This is a genomic window from Neorickettsia sennetsu str. Miyayama (assembly GCF_000013165.1).
GTDB lineage: Bacteria > Pseudomonadota > Alphaproteobacteria > Rickettsiales > Anaplasmataceae > Neorickettsia > Neorickettsia sennetsu.
Genome location: NC_007798.1, coordinates 440,472 through 461,874, shown reverse-complemented (window position 1 = coordinate 461,874; position 21,403 = coordinate 440,472). Strand labels below are relative to the sequence as shown.

Here is a 21,403-nt window from a genome sequence, read left to right as displayed (position 1 = left end):
AATGCCGCGCAAATAGCCTTATGGATGGCACCAGACGATCAATAAGATATCAAGACGGTCCCGTTTTTAGAGACCAAACATAGAGCGAATTTTGCTAAAAAATTTCTCAGATTTTGGGCTGCACCCAAGCGATTCTTTCTCAAATTCTTCTAATATTTCTCTCTGTTTTTTCGTAAGTTTTACCGGTGTCTCTATAGTGAGTCGAACATACATATCGCCCCTATACTCAGAGTTAAGGAGATACATACCTTTTCCTTTGAGTTTAAGTTTATCACCTGTTTGAGACCCTTCTGGGAGTTTGATCTTGAACTTTTTACCTTCTAATGATGGAACTTCTATTTCTCCACCCAGGGCTGCCAAAGACATCCTTATTGGGACTTCGCAATAAAGATCATTGTTTTTACGTGTGAAAAATTCGTCCTGTTTAATATGGACAATCATATATAAGTCACCCGGCTTACCTCCTCTAGAGCCCGCTTCCCCTTGACCTCTAAGTAATACTTTTGCACCGTCACTTATTCCGCGTGGTATTTTTGCACAAGTGGTTACACCTTTCCTGATTCGTCCTGTGCCTCCACATTTTTTGCATGGATTTTCAATGATCATTCCACTCCCGTTGCAGGTACTGCAGCTTCTTTCTACAGTAAAAAAGCCCTGTTGTGACCTGATTGATCCCGCACCATTACACGTACTGCATTGCACCGGCTTGATTTTTCCCTCACATCCTGTATTACCACACTGCTCACATTCTGCTAGTTTTGTATAGGAAATTTTTACTTCCTTACCTTCAAATGCTTCTCTTAGAGTGATTGATACATCATATCGCAAATCTGAGCCGTCTTCCTTGATGACTTCATTGAAGTCAGCTTTTGTTCTGCGCGTCCTTCCCCCTCCGAAAAGATCGTTGAAAATATCTGAGAAGTCCATACCAGAGAAGTCTGCAGAGAAACCACCTGCACCTCCAAAACCGCCTCCGTTGAATGCCGAGTGTCCATATTGGTCATAGGATGCCTTTTTTTCAGGATTACTTAAGACACTGTATGCTTCACCAATTTCTTTAAATTTTTCCGCTGCCTCCTTATCACCCTTATTACGATCTGGGTGGTATTGAAGTGCAAGCTTCTTATAAGCCTTCCTTATTTCTTCGGTGGAGGCACTTCTACTCACGCCGAGTATTTCGTAGTAATCTTTTTTCTTTCCTGGCATTCTAAGAAAACCTATCAGTGTAAACAGCAATCCTACAATAGGTAAGGATAGTAATCGGAAAAAACAAGGTGATGACCAAAAGCAAGATCATGAGTTTTGGCATTGTCCTTCTGAAAGGATATTGAGGCAGAAGATGCATTGGTATTTTAATCCATATGCTTGTCTAACCACATCTATAATCTCATTGTGTATTACAGGGTAACATCTAAACCGCGCTTTATTTACCTGTTTCTGATAAAATGTTAGGATCTCGTTCAGGTTCATCACTTTTTATAGCATGGCGCAGTTTAGGCTACCTGAAAATTCACGTATCGTTGAGGGGAAAGTTCATAATTCTCCTTCTTCTGATGCAAGAAAGTTAGTCGTGTACAGATTCTCTCCTGGTGATGATAACCCGAGAAGAGATATCTATTACGTGAACCAGAAGGACTGTGCACCTATGATCTTAGATGCTCTCATCAAAGTGAAAGGTGAAATAGATCCTACTTTAACTTTCAGGCGCTCTTGTAGAGAGGGAGTTTGTGGCTCATGTGCCATGAATATCGATGGGCGTAACACGCTTGCATGTACAAAACGCATGGATGAAATTAAGGGTGAGATTCGAATTTATCCTCTTCCTCATATGAGAGTGTTAAAGGATTTGGTTACCGACCTTACCGTGTTTTTTCAGCATTATCGTTCTATAAAGCCTTGGTTACACTCCGAAAAAAGTAATAATGGAAAAGAACACCTCCAGATGCCTGAGGAAAGAGAAAAACTCGCTGGGCTGCATGACTGCATTTTATGTGCCTGCTGTTCGACGAGTTGTCCAAGTTTTTGGTGGAATGGAGATAAGTATCTTGGTCCTGCTGCGTTGCTACAAGCCTATCGTTGGTTGGTTGATAGCAGAGATTCAAAAAAGAAGGAGAGGCTTGAGTTTTTAGCGGATTCATTTAGGTTATATCGTTGTCATACAATCATGAATTGTGCACAGGCGTGTCCTAAAGGTCTGAATCCGGCCAAAGCAATTGCTGAAATAAAGAAAATGATCGTTTTGGAGTGATTTCGACTCCCCGTTTGTGTCGTTTTACATATCGGTCCTATCTTGTGCTTTGAGGTTATGTTTTCTCAGTGAAGCGGCCTGCATGGACGTTTACAAGATAGCAATTGTATCTGGCGTTTTCCGGTGAAGGACGGAAAAGCAGTTAGTTGGGAGCTTTACTTTTCGCATATCAAGATACCTATGCTCGAGTAAGTTTTCACAACTTATACTATTCATCCCTTGTTCTTGGGAGCGGTGTACACTAAAAACTATTTACGACCACCACAGCTAGAAGCGGCGGAAGAAAAGGGATTCGAACCCTTGTCAGGTGGTTTATGCACCTGAACACGCTTTCCAAGCGTGCGCCTTCAACCACTCGGCCATCCTTCCGTGTGGATTGTATAATATCTCTGCCCATTTTGCTATTCGTGCTATAAGGACAGGCTAATTTTTTACCTCATCTGCTTGCTTTTGGTTGAAGGTAATTGTGGTTTTCGTTCCTTTTCCAACTTGAGAGTATATCTCAAGAGAACCATCGTTGAGATGAATGATATTCCTTGACAACAACAGCCCTATTCCCAACCCACCTGCCTTCTTTGTTAGGAAATTTTCTAACTGTGGTACACCATTGATAACTTTCATTCCGCTTCCTGAATCTTCAATTGTGATAGAAATGCTTCCTTCCTCACAATTTTGACACGCCCTTATTGAAACAGTTGCGCCATTGTCGCTGAATTTAATTGCATTGCTTAAGATATGAGAAATTGCCTTTTTGACTTGATCACGGTCTAAAAAAATTTCCGGAAGATCTGCATCAATACTTTTGCAAAGAGATATTTCTTTTGTTAATGCAAAGGTTCTGCAATTTCTTACGGCTTCTGCTATTATTTGCTGGACACTCACATAATCCTTTTTTGGAGTCATGAGCATGCTATTTGATTTCGTTATATCTATTATGTTATCAACGGTTCTGAGTAGGCTCGTCCCAAATTTATAAATTTCTTCTCCATAGCACACGTACTTTTTATTTGTGATGCTTCCAAGGCACTCATCTTTTATCATCTCTGAAAATGCAATTATCACATTTAGAGGTGTGCGTAATTCATGTGTGATGCAAGAAATAAAATGACTTGAGTTCGTCGCTATTTGATCCAGAACCGAAGAGTTTTTGGTTTCCCGCCCTTTTGAAGCACGCGCCTTGCTACCTACGAATGCAAACTCAAGCCTTTTCAGGAAGATAAATATCCAAAGAATAACGCACAAAGGCAGCAGAATACTGATAACCCTTGCAATGACACTGCCATATGTTACGTGACTCGATCCGTATTGACAAAAGTATAGCTCGTTATCGAAGTAGGAATAAATACTTCTGCATTCCTTCATACTTCTATCTTGGATGTGATGACTCGGTCGATATATCTCATTATAGTTTTTGTCTACGATGGAGAAATTTTGTTTTCCTTCAAGCCTAACCAAAGCTCCTTTTAGTTTATCTAGAAGAGCCCCAGCCGGAAGGTAATATACCATGCGACGTACTTCGCCACCTGATTGATCGAAATTTTTATGCTGAAGACACGAAGAGTTTTTTAAGGAAATATTCTCGATTGTAACCAGTTCACCCGGCGCGTCTTTAAAGATTTCTGTCTGTGTTGGGCCGAACTCATATCCAGTTATCTTACCACTTTCACCAAGCCCGATGAATTCACCATATTGAAGGAGCGTGCTTAAGTGCTTGCTGTTTGAGCTGAGAGGTATTCCGCCCTCAACGAGGAAACGAACAATGGAAATCTCGTTCTGTACAGCCGAGTAGAAACTTTCTATTGTGTTCTGTGCAACACTGAATATGACAGAGGACTCAATAGAACGGATTGTGTTATGGCTTGTGATGGCATCTTTATTGTAGGTCAAAGAAAAATAAAAGCCGACCAGTGCAAGAACCGAAAGAAGTAATTTAACATACCGAATGTATCTTTCAGGTTTGAGGTCATATTTGTGAAAGATCATTTTGTATACACTGTATATGGTGCTTTCTCTGCTTATAATAACCAAATGTAATGAAAAATATAGATAGTTTGCTAAATTATGTAGCTTAAAGGTCCAACGGAGTAGAAGAGATTTGCATAGGTGATGCCAGTGTAGTAATGGCATTGTTCCTAAGTAAATTGTGTCATACAATGTCTGGGAACGTGAGGGTTGCGAGTTGATTTTAATGAACAGGGAAGATGCGCTTAAGGGCGTTGTGGTTCAAATTGAAAAAATGTTTGGGAAAGGTTCCATAATGACCTTTAGTCAGGAGCCAGCTTCAGTGGAGTGCATTTCTACGGGTTCCATAGGATTGGATAGTGCTCTTGGTGGAGGTATACCAAAGGGGCGAATTATTGAGATATTTGGACCGGAAAGTTCTGGGAAGACGACACTTACGCTTCACATAATAGCTGAAGCGCAGAAAAACGGCGGGACGTGTGCGTTTATTGACGCTGAGCATGCTTTGGATCCTGTTTATGCAAGAAGGTTGGGTGTCAAAATTGAGGAGCTGTTAATTTCGCAGCCGGATACTGGGGAGCAGGCTTTGGAAATAGTAGATAGTCTTATTAAGTCTGGTGCAGTCGATGTGATAGTTGTCGATTCTGTTGCTGCTCTTACTCCGAAAGCAGAAATAGAAGGAGAAATGGGAGATCTACATGTTGGGCTTCAGGCTAGATTGCTTAGTCAGGCACTGCGAAAGATCACAGCTTCTGTATCCCGTAGTAACTGCGTTGTGGTCTTCATCAACCAGATCCGGATGAAGATCGGTGTCATGTTTGGTAGTCCTGAAACAACGACAGGGGGTAATGCATTGAAATTCTATTCGTCCGTTAGAATTGATATTCGCAAGATTGGTTCAATTAAGGATAAAGAAGATGTTGTGGGTAACCAGACACGGGTGAAGGTGGTTAAAAATAAGGTAGCGCCTCCGTTTAAGCAGGCTGAGTTTGATATCATTTACACTGAGGGCATTTCGAAGCTTGGTGAAATAATCGAGATTGGTGTGCGCAATAAGATAATAGAAAAGGCAGGTTCGTATTATTCATACGGGGATGTCAAGCTTGGTCAGGGTAAGGAAAATGTGAAGCAGTTCTTAAAAGAGAATAAAGAGTTAGCAGCGGAGTTAGAGAGGAAAGTGAGGGATTCCATGCTGCTTATTGCAACGTAGCATGCAGTGTGATTTATATTTTAGTTTTTTTAGCGACCGTGAATAAGTACTATATCTATGAGGGTGATGTGCCCGCTGACTTCGCTCCATCTGATGCAATTGCAATTGACACGGAGTCTATGGGGCTCGTAAATCGAAGAGATAGACTGTGTCTTGTTCAGCTGTCTACAGGTGACGGTACAGCCCATCTGGTGAGGTTCAATGGTACAGACTATTCTGCTCCACGGCTCAAGAGTTTGCTCGTTGACCCTGCGGTTATCAAGATTTTCCATTTTGCAAGGTTTGATATAGCAATTTTGCGCCACTACCTTGGTGTTTTAACAGAGAATTGTTACTGCACGAAAATAGCTTCCAGACTTGTTAGAACGTATACAGATCATCATAGTCTCAAGGAGCTTTGTTTAGATCTATTGGGTGTGAGGCTTAACAAGGGTAAGCAGAGTTCGGATTGGGGTTCAACCTCCTTGACACGGGAACAAATGAGCTATGCTGCTTCTGATGTGTTGTATTTACATGCAATAAAAGAAGCCTTGGATGTGATGTTAAAGAGAGAAAAAAGGATCGAGCTTGCGCGGGCCTGCTTCCAGTTCTTACCCTATAGAGCAGAACTAGATTTACTTGGGTGGGAGAATCAGGATATATTCAGCCATAAGATTTGAAGTTTATATGTTTTTCCAGAACACGCTTGTTGGTGTTGATAATGCAGGGAATCGTTATTACAAGCGGGGCAGTCGCAGGTTTGTTCGTTATGCAACAAGTGCGTATGATTCAACTAATATCGCTCCTGAATGGCATCTTTGGCTTCACCACGCTGTTGATTCTGTTCCGGATGGTTCATCCTATGCTGAAGCATCGCGGTTTTGTGGGTTGGGTGAGACTTCTCCAAGGGCTAAAGTGGATGCTTTGTCTTATGTAGCGTGGAGGCCATAGTAGTTTTGCTTATCGGTATATGGATGTGAGGCTTTTTTCTGGGACACTTGTTCTTTTAGTATCGGCTCTTATTTTTGTTTTTCTGAGTAGTAACTTCTCACTTCTAAAAAGAGGTGGTTGTTATGAATTAAACGCTATATTTGATGATGCGTTGGGTCTTTCAATCGGTAGCGATGTTTTGCTTTCTGGTGTGAAGGCTGGCAGAATTACGAAGTTATCCATAGGGGAGTCATTTAGAGTGCATGTAAGAATGTGTATTGATGAAGGGGTCCGCCTACCGCGCGACAGTGTAGCAGTGATTTCAGCAGGGAACATCTTTTCTACCACGAAGAACATTAACATAGACCCAGGCATCAGTAGTGAGATACTTCCACCAGGCGGAACGTTTGAGACTACGCGCTCCGCACTGGATATGGAAAAAATCCTTAGATCGATAATAAAGCTAAAGCTTAGATAGGTGCTAGCCTCATTCTATGGCCAGGGGTGGTGACGTCGCTAGATGGAAGACTGGTGCTAGGAGTTTCGTTGTCCGGATCCCCGGAATGGGGATTAGATGTGTACGGACCTGCTTCTCCCTGACGTTGTGGGTATATCTTATACACTATGGGCAAGACAATGCTCAGAGCTAACGAAAGGACGAAGAGTGTAGACAACAACGCTATGTGGGTCTTTGCTGCGGTTGCAGTATCTGCCGTATAAATACCAAGTGTTATCAATGCTATAGGTAAAGCTGAGAGTCCAGCAATCATGATCGTGCGCGCATTACAGACTTTTACAACTGAGGCATGATCGCTTGCAATGTCGTTGTTGTCGGATTTTCTCAAAAGCCTCGCTTCTTGAAAATATCTACCCATGAGCGCGAATATTACTGTAACAGCGAGAGCCTGCAGTACCGCACAAACCACACTGTTATCCTGATTGACCGAACACCGAAGCACAAACGCTGCAAGTGGTAAAACCTGAACACTACCGATCAGGCTGAAAAGCTTTATATTCTCCGAGATAACAGAGATCGAATTCGCAGAGTTGGATGTATCAACACAAGCCCTCCTAACGCGAGGGATTACACCATGCATATGCCCAATCGTATCTTGGATATTACTGGAACGAAGAAAATATTTCTTTAATTTGTCTAATTCAAGGAAATCGTATAGTCTGTTACGATCCCACGAGTATAAAGTATCACCTTGCTTAGCTACGGACGAAAGTTCCACAATTTTTTTAGCAAGATGATCTAAACACAGGAGTTTATCGTTATAATTATCTTGAGTATCACTCTTTAAAAGACACAAAGCTTGAAGTTTTTCTATCTGCTTTGACATGTTCTCAAGGGCCTCAAGAATACCATCACTATCATGAAGCGAAATAGCACTGTTAAACTCCATAAATATACTGAATAAGCGACTTAAGTGGAGGGAAGTTCCATTGAATGTTTCAGAGACTGCAGCCGCAGCAGCTGAGACATCTTTACTTGTACTCTGCAGATGTGTGACAGCGTTATTGATGCCTGATATTGCTCGATTAAGGTTCTGTAATGTTTCCGTAGATTCTGGAAAAGTGCTATTTACGGCGGTCTGTACAGCCGACGACAACATCTCTTTTCCAACGCTACTGAACCCATTTTTCATATTGTTAATACCATTGCCAAGGTAGTTCCGAAACCGGGTGTAAGAGCTGCTATTGTAAACATAGCTTCCTGCACTATATAAAGCGTTTGAAGTGCTTTGCATTAAGCTACCGAGAGCACCGCCTAAGTTAGAGGAAAGGAATTGTACGTAGCCTGTTGTTTCACCATGCTTATCAGAATCTTCTTCAGTGGAAGTGGTACCTGAAGAAATAGGAACCACACTATTGTAAACATAGCTTCCTGCACTATATAAAGCGTTTGAAGTGCTTTGCATTAAGCTACCGAGAGCACCGCCTAAGTTAGAGGAAAGGAATTGTACGTAGCCTGTTGTTTCACCATGCTTATCAGAATCTTCTTCAGTGGAAGTGGTACCTGAAGAAATAGGAACCACACTATTGTAAGCATAGCTTCCTGCACTATATAAAGCGTTTGAAGTGCTTTGCATTAAGCTACCGAGAGCACCGCCTAAGTTAGAGGAAAGGAATTGTACGTAGCCTGTTGCTGCATGCAGTCCAGCGAAAGCACCCTGTTTTATACTTTTGGAAACATGACTCGCATAAGAAGGCGAGTGCTGACATTCCAAAGTTGGAACAGTGCCAACTTTATCAACTTCAATAAGTATCTCAGGTTCATGTATACTGGAATCCTCTTCAGCAGTAGGGGTGATGCTTGAATAGACCGATTCCGCATCAGAGGGGATTTGTCTGAAGTGGGAATCGCCAGAGGGACAGTCAAGCTGTTCTTGGTAAAGACTACCTGACAGTTCTTCCCGAAGATCCCAAAGAGAAGAGGAGATTGAAAACAACGATTCTACCGATTTCATATCGGAAATATTTTCATCTTCACTTGAGCCGAAAGTATAGAAGAATGTTGGAGAATAAGGGCAATCTGGCACAAAAATGCTTCGGCTCCCAAGGTCAGGATTCTCTTGAGGATTTAGCACCACTTCAAGTTCAGAAGCATCACTGTTGGATACTTGTCTGGTTGGGAAAGGAGAAGCATTAAGCTCATTATAGGAACTAGGCACGACAACTAAATATACATAAATAGATATATGCGTACACAACAAAGACCTAAGCCAAATATCATTGGCACGGAATATAGAGAATACACTTTCTAGTATTACATCTCTTTTACTAGAAAGCAATTGGCAGCATATTTATTAAGACAATTTTATAAAAGATATATTACATAGATATGAAAAATCTAAAATAATATAAAAGTTAAACTAAAGAGAGCTAAAAGAGACGGCAAAAGATTTGATTTAGTGAGTTTTGGAATAGTTGGGAGATTCCTGAGTTATAACGATATCATGCGGATGTCCCTCGTTATTTGAAGCCGTAGTTATGTGAATGAAACTGCAGTTGTTTTTCATTTCGTTGACGTCCTTGCAGCCAGCATAACCCATAGAAGATCTTACACCGCCGACAAGCTGATATACTGTCTCACTGAGTGCACCCTTGAGCGGCACTAACCCCTCGACTCCTTCAGGTACAAGCTTCATTGAAGAATTCTGGAAGTACCTATCTGAGGAGCCAGTGCTCATGGCACCCACAGAGCCCATTCCTCTATAGCTCTTATATGAACGTCCCCTATACAATACTACTTCCCCTGGAGATTCATCAGTTCCAGCAAATAGGGAGCCAATCATCACACAATCCGCTCCAGCTGCAAGCGCCTTAGCGATATCACCTGAATAGCGTATACCACCATCTGCAATGACCTTAACACCTGTTTTTTTACATACACTTGCAACATTTAGAATAGCGGTGAACTGAGGGACGCCGATTCCTGTAACTACACGTGTTGTACATATCGACCCAGGACCGATGCCAACCTTGACTCCATCCACACCCATTTTGATCAAGTATTCTGCAGCTGCAGCGGTTGCAATGTTCCCAGCAATAAGCTGTATATTTCCAAAGTGGCCTCTTATTTGCTTTATTGCGTCACCAACGATTTTTGTATGTGCATGAGCTGTATCTATCACAACGACGTCTACATTTTCTCTTACCAATAAATCAACTCTTTCCAAGAAGCTACCTGTCACACCAACTGCTGCACCCACTCTCAGCCTACTCTTAGAATCTTTGCAGGCATTTGGGTGAGCATTGGTATTAGCGATATCTTTGACTGTTATTAAGCCAACACACCTAAATTCCTCATCAACTACGATCAGTCTTTCTATTTTGTGTTTATGAAACAACAGCCTAGCCTCATCATAGCTTATTCCTTCTTTTACTGTGATCAGGTTTTTTGTTGTCATAAGCTCCGAGACCTTTCTGGAACTATCTTCGACAAAACGCACGTCTCTGTTTGTCAGTATTCCTATGAGTCTGTTCTTTTCATCTACAACAGGCAAACCAGAATAGCCATGTTGCTTTTTAAGTGCTGAGACTTTCTCCAATCTATCATCTGGGGAAACTGTTACGGGATCAGAAACAATCCAGCTCTCATACTTCTTTACCTTGCGAATTTCCAGAGCCTGAGCCTCCGGAGTCATATTTCGGTGAATTATCCCAATTCCTCCATGCTTGGCTAGGCATATCGCAAGACGAGCCTCCGTTACCATATCCATAGCGGATGAGACAATAGGGACACCAAGCTTTATCTCTTGTGTGAGGTATGTCTCCGTACTTACATCTCGCGGGAGAACTTCTGAGTATTTAGGGACGAGCAGTACGTCATCGAATGTGTATCCCTGTTCCATCACTAATTCCTAGCATTTTTATCAAGAAAATAAAAGTAAGGCTACCTTACTTTTCCGGCATCATCCTACAGTCCAAATACTTGACAGTCGTGCGAGAGCCTTAAAGCAATTTTATTTCAGAAGCGTTTTTCTTAAATTGGGTTTCTCTTTCTATTAAATTTAGCTTAGTGGTTTCATTGATTATATCTAGCTAATTTAGTTTTTCGTTATATTAGCGAGGAAATCAAACTCTCCGGAAAGATATATCTGTGCTAGCGTCGTTAACTTTTTGTGTATCTCCGCTATTGTCTCCTCTGGCGATTGAAGTTTTTTCACAGTCACTTTCTCAGTTGAAGGCTTGCAATACATCATCGAATTGAATCTCACGTTCCTGTTTTTTTGTAATATTAGTCCCTGAAGAGGAAGTTGTGGCTTCACAAAACTACTTATCTCCTTAAAAGTTGGTATAGTACCGGTTTTGAATTCTATGATGTTTACCGTATCCTCTTTCAAGGATTCTATCCTATCAAATCTACAAAAAAGTTCTAATCCATCTGCGATAAAAATGCTTAGTTCTTTTTCATTTTCTAGTATATCGATCTCTTCTAATCTTCGATTGTGAAAAGTAGCGAATTGTTCTAGGATCTTTAATCCTCGTGGCAGCCACAAATTTTTTACATATTGGTACCGCGTTGCATATGTCTTGAGTTCGTTTTCTAAAATTCTTGTATATTCTTCTTTAGAAAAGCGAGTTTTACTTGCACTTTGAAAAACCTTGTGCATTATATACCCAAACTCCTTGTGGCCTGGCTTCACTACCACGGAATTTGTCTCTTTGATTGCCAATATGTAGCGTACATAAAATCTGTAAGGATCATTGATGAGTAACTCTATCATGGTTGGAGAAAGCTTTTTAGGAAGCATTTCGATGGGTACGAAAAGTTTCTCTTTTACAACCGCTACTGTTTCTATTGGTTGAGTTGGTTCTTTTTTTATCTCGTAGTTTCCTACACATGAGTGCTGAATTTGTAAGAGTAACCTAGAGAGTGGTTTCTCTTTGTTAAAAATAACAATACTTCTTTTTGTGCTAAGGATATGAAATAAGTTTAACATCACTAACGGATCCCTTATTTGGAAGTCCTCTTCAGTGCAATCGAGGAGAATTGCGTTTCTATATGTCAGGAATGATGCTTCTTTTGGTGAGAAAACATTAATGAACCGTTTGTTATCTGTGAATGGATAAAAATACTGTCTTCCTAGAAAAAATGACAACACTTGTCTATATTCATATATATCAGTGAATCTTGGTGAGTATTTCTTGATAAATTCGAGAACTCTTTTTCCTCCACAAGTGATACGATTTGTAATTGCATCTGACCACTTGATGTGATACTCGGCAAAGTTTTTTGCGTGGTGAAAGCCTTTGCTCCACCTCTTTATTTTTTCCAGGAAAAGTTGTGCTTCTTGTGTTACCTGTTTACTTGTCGTCGTCCTTATAATGGAATCTTCTATGCAATCAATGATTTCGGCGTTTTGTTCGTAGATATACGGATGCTTTAAAAGTGCAATAAAGCTGATATCAGTTTCACCAAGTATTGCCGTATCTAGAAGTTTTAAGAGAAAAATTCCATCTGGATGGGCTGTGTATTTTTCCTTGAATATGAGGTTGATATTTTCCTTGTTGCTTAGCCTTGCTCCAATCTTTTTAACTAAGCAATAGTTAGTTGTCACAAGGGCTACATCTGGATAGAAATCTGTTAAATATGTTACAGTAGACTCTACCATATGCTGTTCGTTACTCTCTTCGCAAAAGCGTAAGTCATATCTGAGTTGAAATTTTTTCTTGTTTTCTTTTTTTTCAGGGAAAAAATTTGGATCCAGCTCAGTGTTCAGCTGTGATATTGTTCTGCCTTTTCTTAAAGATGCAATTTCAAGATTCTTTTCTTTTTGAAAATTCAAGGTTTGATATAGGAAGTGTTCTGGTGCAGCGTCATAGGTTAGCTCTAGACCATAAACAAAAATTGGACAATTATTTGCTAACGCTTTTTCGTAAATATATCTGGAAGTTTCATCAGTAATATATATCCCTGCGACTATCACCTCTTCATAATCCCGAAAGATCAGACCTAATGCGAGCTTTTTAAACTCATTGTATTCGCGATGATAAGTGAACTTTTTATAGATTTCGCTGTGAATGAAATTGTCATGTTCCATCTTACCTTGCTGAAGGTTAGTGAAAATGCGCATAGCCTCCTTTATTGAGCAGTGTTTCTCATCCTTCATTAGATTGTACAGCATTAGAACAGCCTTCTTGCTAAAATTTAGGTAGTTGAAATATCCATTTTTGATAGCAAAGTCTTGAAGGATAGCATCAATACTAACAATTTTAGGCAAAATGCATGGTTTACTGAAAGATTTCTTTAGTGAATAGGAGAATAAGTGATTCGGTGTCAATACTAGGCAGCGCGAAAAATCACTCGGAGTATTGTCCCTTGAGAAAAGATAACTGACTATCGTGTCATAGATGTCATTCTTGAGATGCAGGTTGTAAAGCATCGAGGCATGTTCTTACGCTGATAAAATGCAGCCTTGGTGTGTTGCGCATCTCAAGATATTTTCCTATTTTTGCTTTTATACTGTTTTCTACTTCATGTGGTTCTGGGGCACCATTGAATAATTGGAGTGATACCGTCGCAAATCTAGAATTGTCTGTTATTTCCACATTCGATACTGCAGCCACCGGGCCAAAGGTTTTATTAATAATCTCAGTTATTTTTCTTCTAAGCAAAGATTCAACCCGTAACTTCTTTATCGGATTCATATAAGCTTCTATTCCTCATTTGAAAGCAGCCCAAACGACTCCAAGATGTCACCAACCTTGATCTCGTTATATCCATTAAGCAGGATCCCGCATTCGTAACCAGATTTCACCTCTTTTACTTCTTCCCTGAAGCGCTTTAATGATTTTATTGAAAGATCCTTTATGTTCTCTCCATTTCTCAAAAGCCTTATAGAAGCAGATTTTTTGATCACTCCAGACTTTACTTGGCATCCTGCGACATTAGATTTATCTGAAAGTGTAAAGACCTCTTTGACTACTGCGGAACCTAAAATAACCTCTCGTGTCTTTGGTGAGACGAGAAGTTCGACCATTTCTTGAACTTTCTTTATTACGTCATATATGATCGATTGAAAAATAATCTTTGGGTAATCTTTTACAGTTTTTTCCGTCTTAACCCTGAAACCTACAATGTAGGCCCCAGAAACTTGTGCAAGCAACACATCAGAATCACTTATATCACCAATACCAGTGTGTACGATAGCAATATCAACTTCTGGATGAGAAAGCCCACTTATTGACTGTACAAGTGCCTCCACTGAACCGTTTACGTCGGCTTTGATTATGAAATTCAGCTTATGCTTATCGCTTTCGAATGAATCACGCAAGGGTCTTTTATAGGAATCCTCCTTTATATACTCGTGGCTGCTGACAAGCATTTTTGCTTCTTTTTCGCTATTGACAACGAAAAATGATGTACCTGGTTCCGGAGCCTCACTTAAACCCATCACTTCAACAGGAGTTCCTGCGACTGCACTTCCGACAATCTCCCCTGACGAAGTCATCATACTTCTTATCTTTCCGTAGAAGGATCCAAGAACAGCTACCTGTCCAGTCTTCAGTTCGCCTTCTTTTACTATTAAAGTAGAGAAAGCGCCGCACTTTCTATCAACTCTAGATTCGATAATCACACCTTCTGCAGGCTGTTTAGGATTATATTTCAAATCAAGAAAATCAGCTTGAATTAAGATCACTTCTTTCAATTTATCCAGATTGATATGATTTTTTGCAGAGATGTTAACACTCATAACATCACCATGCATTTCCTCGACTATCACCCCGTGCTGCGCAAGCTCAGTGAAAACTCTTGCAGGGTTAGCAGATTCTTTGTCGATCTTATTTATTGCAACAATGATTGGCACCTCTGCTGCTTTTGCATGCTTAATTGCTTCGATAGTCTGCTTGTTCACACCATCATCTGCTGCAACGACAAGAACGACTATATCTGTAACTTTTGCACCTCTCATTCTCATTGAGGTGAAGGCTGCGTGCCCTGGTGTATCTATAAAAGTAATACTTCTATCACCCACCTGAACCTGATAAGCCCCTATGTGTTGTGTTATGCCTCCACTTTCAGTTGCTGTGAGACTTGTATTCCTTAGCGCATCTAACAAAGTTGTCTTCCCGTGGTCTATATGTCCCATGACAGTGACTACAGGAACTCTTGGCCTTAGATCAGATTCATCTGTGTTCCTTCTTGTGGCGGCAAAGATCTCAGCTGTAGAGGGCTTGTACTTTATTTCGTGGCCAAGTTCCAGTGCCAATAGTTCAACAGTCTCCTGCTTGAGATAATCATCTTCTCCGCAAATCTCTCCCATTTTTTTTAGGATCATCTTCATCCGCACCATGGGTTCAGAGAGTAATACAGAAAGCTCTCGCAGTGTTACCGAGCGCTTATCTATCATGATGAGCTGTCCGCGTTTTGGGTTCACATTTTTTCTCTGTAAAATATCGGAACCCCTAGACGACTTTCTTCTCAGACTTGGCGATCTCAAGGGAGCCTTCTCAAAGTATTCTTTTCCATCAATGTTCTGCAGCTTTACCTGAAGGTCCAATGCATCTTTCCGCTTTCTTATCTCTTGATTCTTCCATCCATCTTTGTTCTGTGAAGCCTTATGTCCTTTTTTACCCTTTTTCAAAGAAGAGCTATCCCTTTCTGGATTATCTAGTTGTACAAGTGATAGGGGATCTTCCTGTATGTTTGGTTGCACATCTGCTTTTGTTAAACATGAATTACCAGTGCGAGTTGAAGATATCTTTGCCCAAGCTGGCAAAATAAGGGCAGCTTGCGTAGACTCTTCTACCGCTTCTTCTTGCACAGAATTTTCCTGGGCAGCTACCGACATATTCGCTTTCCGATATCTATGAAGTGCATCCAACCTGTTTCGTTCCTCTTGTCTGGTTAGATGACTGGCACGATCCCCACCACTCTCTGCAGTCTGAGTACTGCCACCAGTGGAAGACTTGCCGATAAACTCTCTCAGGGCCCTGCGCGACAATTCTTCTTTCCCGTTCTTCAGATTCAAGCTGAGCCTTTTTTTAGTATCCATATGCCTGCACTATAACCAACCCAGAGTCTTCCTTGATCTGATGATAAGCTGTTCTAGCAACGGCACACCAAATCCATTATCTCCAATGACCTCTCTTAATTCATCACAAGACAACTCGGCAACCTTTTCAAGATCCGTCAGTCCAGATGAGAAAAGTACCTCAAGTAATCCCGTGTCAAAGCTTGAAAGGGCAAGCATATTCGGATTTGCTTTATACTTTTCTGCCAGAGCCCGTACTCTCTTAGGTTGCTCATTCACATATTCAACCGCCCTACTCCTTATCTCTTCAGCGATATCTTTATCAAACCCCTCAATGAAGGCCAGCCTTGACGTATTACAGTCAGCGATTTCTTCAACCGTTGAGAATCCTTCAGTAACCAATAGCTGAGCTATTACTTCCTCGACATTCAGGGCTTCTACAAAGCGTGCGGTCCCCGAAATGAATTCTTCCATTTTCTTTTTGGAAAATTCGGCATCACTGAGAACCTCTACACGATATCCAAGGAGAGAGGATAACAAGTATACATTCTGCCCACCGCGTCCTATAACAAGGCTGACACTTTCATCAGGGACAACTAGTTCTATTTTTTTTGTCTCTTCGTTTACAGTAATCTTAACTGGTCTGATTGGTTTAAGGGCATTGGCTAGGAAGGTGGCAGTATCGTTCGAATATTCGACTATATCTATCTTTTCACCGTGCAACTCGTTTACTACGGCGTTTATTCTACTTCCACCCATGCCAATACATGCTCCAACTGGATCTATGTTTCTATCCGATGAAAAAACAGCGACCTTGCTTCTGGAGCCAGCATCTCTGGCGACTTTCCTTATTTCTACTACACGATCATATATTTCTGGCACCTGCTGAGAAAAGAGCTGAGCGACAAAACTGCCACTAGACCTAGAGAGCAAGATTTGAGGTTTGACAACTGAATACTCAACTTTTTGTATAACACACTTGACTCTTTCCCCAGGCCTAAAGCTCTCCCCTTTTACTAGTGATGAATAAGGTAAAAGGCCCTCCACTCCTGCGATATCGACGATAATGCTTCGGCTACCCGTCTTAAAATCAATGGATTTTTTCACGATGCCTGTAACAATTTCACCAACTCTGCCTTTGTAACAGTGATACTGTTTTTCCCTCACTAATGAGGTAATGAGGCGCTCAAGCTTCGCTTTCATGACTCTGGCAATTATGTATCCAGAAGAAAATGAAGGTAAATGTTCTGTGATTATATCGCCCGCTTTGTGCTCAATACTCGGGTACTTGAGCCTTGCAGTTGACAAGTCGATTACACCATCATAATGAACCTTTTCCTCCGCACGAAATGAGGAAGGCAAATCGTCGGACTCTTCGGTAGTAACTTCCATCTGCTCAAGCATACGAGCTTTATCAGAATCTTCGACTACAAGAAGTCGCTTTGATACAAGTATCTCACCACTTTTTTTGTCTATCTCAACAAAAATTCTATGGTCTCCATACTGCCTTTTTCCTATTTCATGTGCTAACTCGATTCCTATCGCGCGAAACAGAGTATCAGGACTAAGTCCCTCTTTTTCTGCGACAGAATTTATGGATTCCACAATTTGGAGATTACTGAGTCCATTATTGGAAAAAGACATAACTGAACTAAAACTTGCCTACTGTGCTCAAACAAAAGACTGATACCAGGGGAGAAGCTCTTACGCCCTGAGTAGGAAATAGTATGCTTAAACACTTTAAAAGGCAATATGAACTGTTATAGCGGTTGTATGGTGTCGATTGAATGAGCAATTTATTGCGTACATAATCCCTTGAATTTTGTGAATCAATTTGAGACAATGGCACTCCTCCTTTCTTCCCTTATTCGAGGTGCGATATGTCCCTGTTAGAGCCCCGTCTCTCGTATAAACCGTTTCAGTATGATTGGGCCTACCAAGCTTGGGAAATACAACAGAAGATCCATTGGTTGCCAGAAGAGATTCCTATGGCTGATGATGTGCAGGATTGGCATCATAAGATATGTGGTACAGAGAAAAATTTACTGACTCAGATTTTTCGCTTTTTTACCCAAGCAGATGTTGAAGTTCACGATTGTTACATGAGGCACTATGCTGGTGTTTTCAAGCCGCCGGAAGTCTGTATGATGCTTACTGCTTTTGCAAATATGGAAACTATACATATAGCTGCTTATGCACACTTACTAGACACGGTTGGTATGCCGGAAACGGAGTACCTTGCCTTCACAAAGTACAAACAAATGAAGGAAAAATGCGAGTATCTGAAGGCTTTCAAGATGGACAATCCAACTGAAATAGCAAAGACACTTGCTGTGTATGGGGCATTTACTGAGGGACTTCAATTATTTGCATCGTTTGCGATTCTATTAAACTTTCCGCGCTTCAATAAGATGAAGGGTATGGGGCAAATTATTGCCTATTCTGTTCGTGATGAAACGCTGCATTCTAACTCGATTACTAAGCTTTTCCGTACTTTTCTGCTTGAGAACAATATCGACAAGTTTAAATTAGAAGCAGAGATCAGAGAGATATGTAATGCTATGGTTCATCATGAGGATGCGTTTATAGATCTTGCTTTCGAGATGGGAGATGTGGAAGGTTTAAAGGCATCTGAAGTAAAGGAATACATCAGATACATTGCAAATCTACGGCTGAAGCAGTTGGGTTTTTCAGAGATATATGAGCAGAAAGTGAATCCTTTGCTCTGGTTAGAGGCGGTACTGAATACAGTCGAGCACACTAACTTCTTTGAAAATAAAGCTACCGAATATTCTAAGGCTGCAACAAAAGGTACCTGGGACGAGGCATTCAATTTTAGTGATGCGTAAAGGTTACATATTACCGATATTTTCTCTGATTGCGTTTTGGCTGATTATTTCAGGGCAAAAGTCGATGTTCCTTTTTGTTCTTGGATTGGGTGCTACAGCGCTTTCTTACTTTTCGTACTTGTTTTTTTTGCGATCTTCACTTGATTTCTCTGTTGTTTTTTCTTTTCGCTTCTTAAAATACGTGCTGTGGCTCGTAATACAGATTCTTTTGTCATCCTTCTCACTTTTGAAACTTGTATACTCTAGGCGTATACCAAATCTTAATTGTAATAGACAACTCATTGTTGAGGGGGAGTTATTCAAGAATGATGTCATCAACGTTATTCTTGGGCTTTCTGTTACTCTTACTCCTGGTACGGTGACGGTTATGATGGATAATCAGCGTATTTGCTTTCATTCTTTCAGTGAAGACTTTAGTCCTGGGATATTTGAGGTGAAGCACCATATTTCCAATTCTCTTCTCAGATGATTACTCGTTTTGCACCAAGTCCGACTGGGCTTATTCACTTAGGAAATGCAAGAACAGCGCTAATTGCATACTTTGCAGCTCGATCTTCTGGAGGTGAATTTATTTTAAGAATCGATGATACGGATGTCACAAGAATCAAAAGTGAGTACGTGAACAAGATTTTTACAGACCTATCATGGCTTGGGATAAAGGAAGATCTTTGTATAAAACAGTCTGAGCGATGTGAGCTTTATGCAAATGCAGTAGTTAAGCTCAAAGAAAGTGGCAGGATTTATCCTTGTTATGAGACGCCTGAAGAGCTCGAAATAGAGCGTAGATCGCTTTTGGCTCGTGCTCTTCCACCTGTATACAGAAGAAAAAATAGACCTCAACATTCAACTCGACTCCCATACTATCGTTTTGAACTAGACCCTGATCGAGTGGTTATATGGGAAGATAAACTTCGAGGAAAAATAGTAATAGATTTGCATAGCACGAGTGATCCGATTGTCATAAGAGAAAACGGCACTTATACGTATATGTTACCTTCAGTTGTTGATGATATTGAGTGCAGAATTAGTACTATTATCCGTGGTGAGGACCATATCTCTAATACTGCTGTGCAGATACAGATGTTTGAAGCACTGGGGTGCACTGAAATTCCAAAGTTTGCTCATATGCCACTACTTAAACTGCAAACTGGAAAGATGTCTAAAAGAGCTGGCGGTAACGAAATACAAACTTTTAGGGAAAACTACATAGAACCCGAAGTGATATGTCTGTACTTGTTAAATTTGGGCAGTAAGTCTCGAAGTACTTTCAAGAATTATAAGGATTATAGCAATTTTAATCTAGAAAATTATTCTTCATCTTCGTCAGTGACTGTTTTGGAAGATGAAATTTATAGCCTTAACGCTGATTTTTTACGTCTTTCTAACTATGAGGATCTTGCAAGACGTTTGGGTGGTGTGTCGAAGACTTTCTGGGATGCTGTTAAAAACAATGTAAAAAGTATTCCTGAAGTAAATTACTGGTGGGAAATATGTACTACTGAGGCTAAGCTTTACCCTGGTATTGGATGCAATGCACAACTTGTTAGAGACGCTATATCAGTACTTCCTCAGGAAGAAGTCTCTAGAGAGACATATAGGCGGTGGGTTGAGCTAATTGTGGAAAACTATAGATATGATAAGAGAGAGGTTCATATCAATCTGAGACTTGCGTTAACTGGGAAAGTAGGTGGTCCAGAAATGGCAGCCATTCTTCCGTTCATAAGTAGAGAGAGAATATTAATCAGATTGAATGATTCACTTAGTTAATGTTTGAATTAATAACACTGTACATTTTGTTGATTGTACTCTTTCAAAGCAGCAAGATCAGGCGTCATGCGAAAAGCAAAGACTTTTTTATTGATTGTTTAGTTAAAAGTTGTGACAATTTTTATATCCGCGACTCTGCATCTGATACAGAGATTTTCAAGCTTGAGCTAGATAAACAGCAATATTATTCGCTGGCAGAATTTCTACAAAATTTTACAAACGGTGATGCTCTTCAAAAGGCACTTGGAGAGCATTTGGAACATGGAAAATTTTTTTTGAAAAGTAAAACTGGGGAGATCTCCATGATTGCTGTTCTCTGTAAAGTAGAAAGTAGTAAGAGTGCAATATTATTCCTAGATCTTTCTGTGAGTTCGCAAGGCGTTAGTAAGTTAGAAAAAGAAAACACATATCTCAGGAAGAAGTTGGGATTTACACAGCAGATCCTTGATGATTCGCCGTTTTTATTGTACGGAAAGAACGCGGCTCATGAAGTTTACAACGAAGAATATTCGAACTGGAAGGAGTTCATTAGTTTACCGGGTAAAAGTTGTGTTTTTGAAGTTGAAAGAGATACTAAATCTCTGCTCGTTGATGCTAGAATTGATGGTGACGTAGTTGCATTATTTGGACAGGATAATGCAAGTCTTAGAAAAAATAGCGCTATCGCCGAGCTTTATAATAAGAGGATAGATATTATATTGAAGAATACGTCGGACAAGATCGTAATCCTTGATCATAATATGCATAAGATAGCGTGTTCCAGGGCGTATCTAAAAGAAAAGGGGCTGGATAAAGCGATTAATAGACGAAGGATCGAGCTTAAGCACGTAGTCACTCCAAAAACAATAAGGATGGACCTAGATGAGCACGCAGTCAGTGTGGAGGTCATACCGTACATGAAAGAGACCATCCTCATATTCAGATAGTCAGCTAGACGGTAGAGAGCCGAGGACGAGTAAGAAAAAGCGAACCC

The 21,403-nt window shown here is 40.5% G+C and carries 17 protein-coding genes and 1 tRNA gene; 9 read left to right on the top strand and 9 right to left on the bottom strand.

Annotation, left to right across the window (positions count from 1 at the left end):
• Window positions 1–66 precede the first annotated feature (66 nt).
• Window positions 67–1,206 (bottom strand): molecular chaperone DnaJ, encoded by a 1,140-nt coding sequence (gene dnaJ / locus NSE_RS02190; protein ID WP_011451924.1) that lies wholly within the window; start codon window positions 1,204–1,206, stop codon window positions 67–69.
• 277 nt (window positions 1,207–1,483) lie between these two features.
• Between dnaJ and NSE_RS02185 the strand changes: the two genes are divergently transcribed.
• The gene (locus NSE_RS02185; protein ID WP_011451923.1) at window positions 1,484–2,248 is read left to right on the top strand and encodes a succinate dehydrogenase iron-sulfur subunit; all 765 of its coding nucleotides are present in this window, start codon (window positions 1,484–1,486) and stop codon (window positions 2,246–2,248) included.
• 277 nt (window positions 2,249–2,525) lie between these two features.
• Here NSE_RS02185 and NSE_RS02180 read toward each other — a convergent pair.
• Window positions 2,526–2,617 (bottom strand) — tRNA-Ser (locus NSE_RS02180).
• A gap of 54 nt (window positions 2,618–2,671) precedes the next feature.
• Complete coding sequence (locus NSE_RS02175) at window positions 2,672–4,231, bottom strand: sensor histidine kinase (protein WP_157858673.1); 1,560 nt, start codon at window positions 4,229–4,231, stop codon at window positions 2,672–2,674.
• A 205-nt stretch (window positions 4,232–4,436) separates the two neighbouring features.
• Between NSE_RS02175 and recA the strand changes: the two genes are divergently transcribed.
• Genes recA through NSE_RS02155 form a run of 4 tightly spaced genes read left to right on the top strand, consistent with a single transcriptional unit; the run spans window position 4,437 to window position 6,807 of the window.
• Complete coding sequence (recA, locus tag NSE_RS02170) at window positions 4,437–5,420, top strand: recombinase RecA (protein WP_011451920.1); 984 nt, start codon at window positions 4,437–4,439, stop codon at window positions 5,418–5,420.
• A gap of 38 nt (window positions 5,421–5,458) precedes the next feature.
• Window positions 5,459–6,079: a ribonuclease D gene (locus tag NSE_RS02165; protein ID WP_011451919.1), complete on the top strand. Its 621-nt coding sequence runs from the start codon at window positions 5,459–5,461 to the stop codon at window positions 6,077–6,079.
• Window positions 6,080–6,086: 7 nt separating this feature from the next.
• On the top strand, window positions 6,087–6,350 hold the full coding sequence (locus NSE_RS02160; RefSeq protein WP_049821604.1) for an NADH-ubiquinone oxidoreductase subunit NDUFA12 family protein: 264 nt from the start codon (window positions 6,087–6,089) through the stop codon (window positions 6,348–6,350).
• Window positions 6,351–6,369: 19 nt separating this feature from the next.
• The gene (locus tag NSE_RS02155) at window positions 6,370–6,807 is read left to right on the top strand and encodes an MlaD family protein (protein WP_011451917.1); all 438 of its coding nucleotides are present in this window, start codon (window positions 6,370–6,372) and stop codon (window positions 6,805–6,807) included.
• Here the strand turns inward: NSE_RS02155 and NSE_RS02150 are convergent.
• The 6 genes from NSE_RS02150 to nusA all read right to left on the bottom strand — a co-directional run bounded on the left by NSE_RS02150 (window position 6,800) and on the right by nusA (window position 17,458).
• Window positions 6,800–9,004 carry a hypothetical protein gene (locus NSE_RS02150; protein WP_157858672.1) on the bottom strand — a complete coding sequence of 735 codons (2,205 nt, stop codon included), beginning with the start codon at window positions 9,002–9,004 and terminating at the stop codon, window positions 6,800–6,802. The genes NSE_RS02155 and NSE_RS02150 overlap by 8 nt on opposite strands.
• Window positions 9,005–9,241: 237 nt before the next feature.
• The gene (gene guaB, locus NSE_RS02145; RefSeq protein WP_011451915.1) at window positions 9,242–10,687 is read right to left on the bottom strand and encodes an IMP dehydrogenase; all 1,446 of its coding nucleotides are present in this window, start codon (window positions 10,685–10,687) and stop codon (window positions 9,242–9,244) included.
• A 195-nt stretch (window positions 10,688–10,882) separates the two neighbouring features.
• Entirely contained in the window at window positions 10,883–13,060 is a 2,178-nt protein-coding gene (locus tag NSE_RS02140) for a RecB family exonuclease (protein WP_227028924.1), read from the bottom strand.
• A gap of 133 nt (window positions 13,061–13,193) precedes the next feature.
• Window positions 13,194–13,487, bottom strand: coding sequence for a ribosome-binding factor A (locus NSE_RS02135; protein WP_011451913.1), 294 nt, complete (start codon window positions 13,485–13,487; stop codon window positions 13,194–13,196).
• 8 nt (window positions 13,488–13,495) lie between these two features.
• Window positions 13,496–15,835 carry a translation initiation factor IF-2 gene (infB, locus tag NSE_RS02130; RefSeq protein WP_011451912.1) on the bottom strand — a complete coding sequence of 780 codons (2,340 nt, stop codon included), beginning with the start codon at window positions 15,833–15,835 and terminating at the stop codon, window positions 13,496–13,498.
• A gap of 9 nt (window positions 15,836–15,844) precedes the next feature.
• Complete coding sequence (gene nusA, locus NSE_RS02125) at window positions 15,845–17,458, bottom strand: transcription termination factor NusA (protein WP_011451911.1); 1,614 nt, start codon at window positions 17,456–17,458, stop codon at window positions 15,845–15,847.
• A 236-nt stretch (window positions 17,459–17,694) separates the two neighbouring features.
• Between nusA and NSE_RS02120 the strand changes: the two genes are divergently transcribed.
• From NSE_RS02120 to NSE_RS02105, 4 genes are read left to right on the top strand one after another with little or no spacing between them, the layout of a single operon-like run.
• Window positions 17,695–18,663: a ribonucleotide-diphosphate reductase subunit beta gene (locus tag NSE_RS02120; protein ID WP_011451910.1), complete on the top strand. Its 969-nt coding sequence runs from the start codon at window positions 17,695–17,697 to the stop codon at window positions 18,661–18,663.
• Complete coding sequence (locus NSE_RS02115; protein WP_011451909.1) at window positions 18,656–19,132, top strand: Na+/H+ antiporter subunit E; 477 nt, start codon at window positions 18,656–18,658, stop codon at window positions 19,130–19,132. The genes NSE_RS02120 and NSE_RS02115 overlap by 8 nt, the downstream gene beginning before the upstream one ends.
• On the top strand, window positions 19,129–20,430 hold the full coding sequence (locus NSE_RS02110) for a glutamate--tRNA ligase (protein ID WP_011451908.1): 1,302 nt from the start codon (window positions 19,129–19,131) through the stop codon (window positions 20,428–20,430). Before NSE_RS02115 ends, NSE_RS02110 begins: the two co-directional genes overlap by 4 nt.
• Window positions 20,430–21,356, top strand: a complete 927-nt coding sequence (locus NSE_RS02105; RefSeq protein ID WP_041917505.1) for a hypothetical protein — start codon at window positions 20,430–20,432, stop codon at window positions 21,354–21,356. The genes NSE_RS02110 and NSE_RS02105 overlap by 1 nt, the downstream gene beginning before the upstream one ends.
• Window positions 21,357–21,403: the final 47 nt, after the last annotated feature.

Excerpts from the sequence above, each read along its gene's own strand:
- NSE_RS02110 (WP_011451908.1), top strand. The coding sequence starts at position 19,129 with ATGATTACTCGTTTTGCACCAAGTCCGACTGGGCTTATTCACTTAGGA.
- NSE_RS02185 (WP_011451923.1), top strand. The coding sequence starts at position 1,484 with ATGGCGCAGTTTAGGCTACCTGAAAATTCACGTATCGTTGAGGGGAAA.
- guaB (WP_011451915.1), bottom strand. The coding sequence starts at position 10,687 with ATGGAACAGGGATACACATTCGATGACGTACTGCTCGTCCCTAAATAC.
- NSE_RS02175 (WP_157858673.1), bottom strand. The coding sequence starts at position 4,231 with ATGATCTTTCACAAATATGACCTCAAACCTGAAAGATACATTCGGTAT.
- dnaJ (WP_011451924.1), bottom strand. The coding sequence starts at position 1,206 with ATGCCAGGAAAGAAAAAAGATTACTACGAAATACTCGGCGTGAGTAGA.
- NSE_RS02135 (WP_011451913.1), bottom strand. The coding sequence starts at position 13,487 with ATGAATCCGATAAAGAAGTTACGGGTTGAATCTTTGCTTAGAAGAAAA.
- NSE_RS02105 (WP_041917505.1), top strand. The coding sequence starts at position 20,430 with ATGTTTGAATTAATAACACTGTACATTTTGTTGATTGTACTCTTTCAA.
- infB (WP_011451912.1), bottom strand. The coding sequence starts at position 15,835 with ATGGATACTAAAAAAAGGCTCAGCTTGAATCTGAAGAACGGGAAAGAA.
- NSE_RS02120 (WP_011451910.1), top strand. The coding sequence starts at position 17,695 with ATGTCCCTGTTAGAGCCCCGTCTCTCGTATAAACCGTTTCAGTATGAT.
- recA (WP_011451920.1), top strand. The coding sequence starts at position 4,437 with ATGAACAGGGAAGATGCGCTTAAGGGCGTTGTGGTTCAAATTGAAAAA.
- NSE_RS02160 (WP_049821604.1), top strand. The coding sequence starts at position 6,087 with ATGTTTTTCCAGAACACGCTTGTTGGTGTTGATAATGCAGGGAATCGT.
- nusA (WP_011451911.1), bottom strand. The coding sequence starts at position 17,458 with ATGTCTTTTTCCAATAATGGACTCAGTAATCTCCAAATTGTGGAATCC.
- NSE_RS02155 (WP_011451917.1), top strand. The coding sequence starts at position 6,370 with ATGGATGTGAGGCTTTTTTCTGGGACACTTGTTCTTTTAGTATCGGCT.
- NSE_RS02115 (WP_011451909.1), top strand. The coding sequence starts at position 18,656 with ATGCGTAAAGGTTACATATTACCGATATTTTCTCTGATTGCGTTTTGG.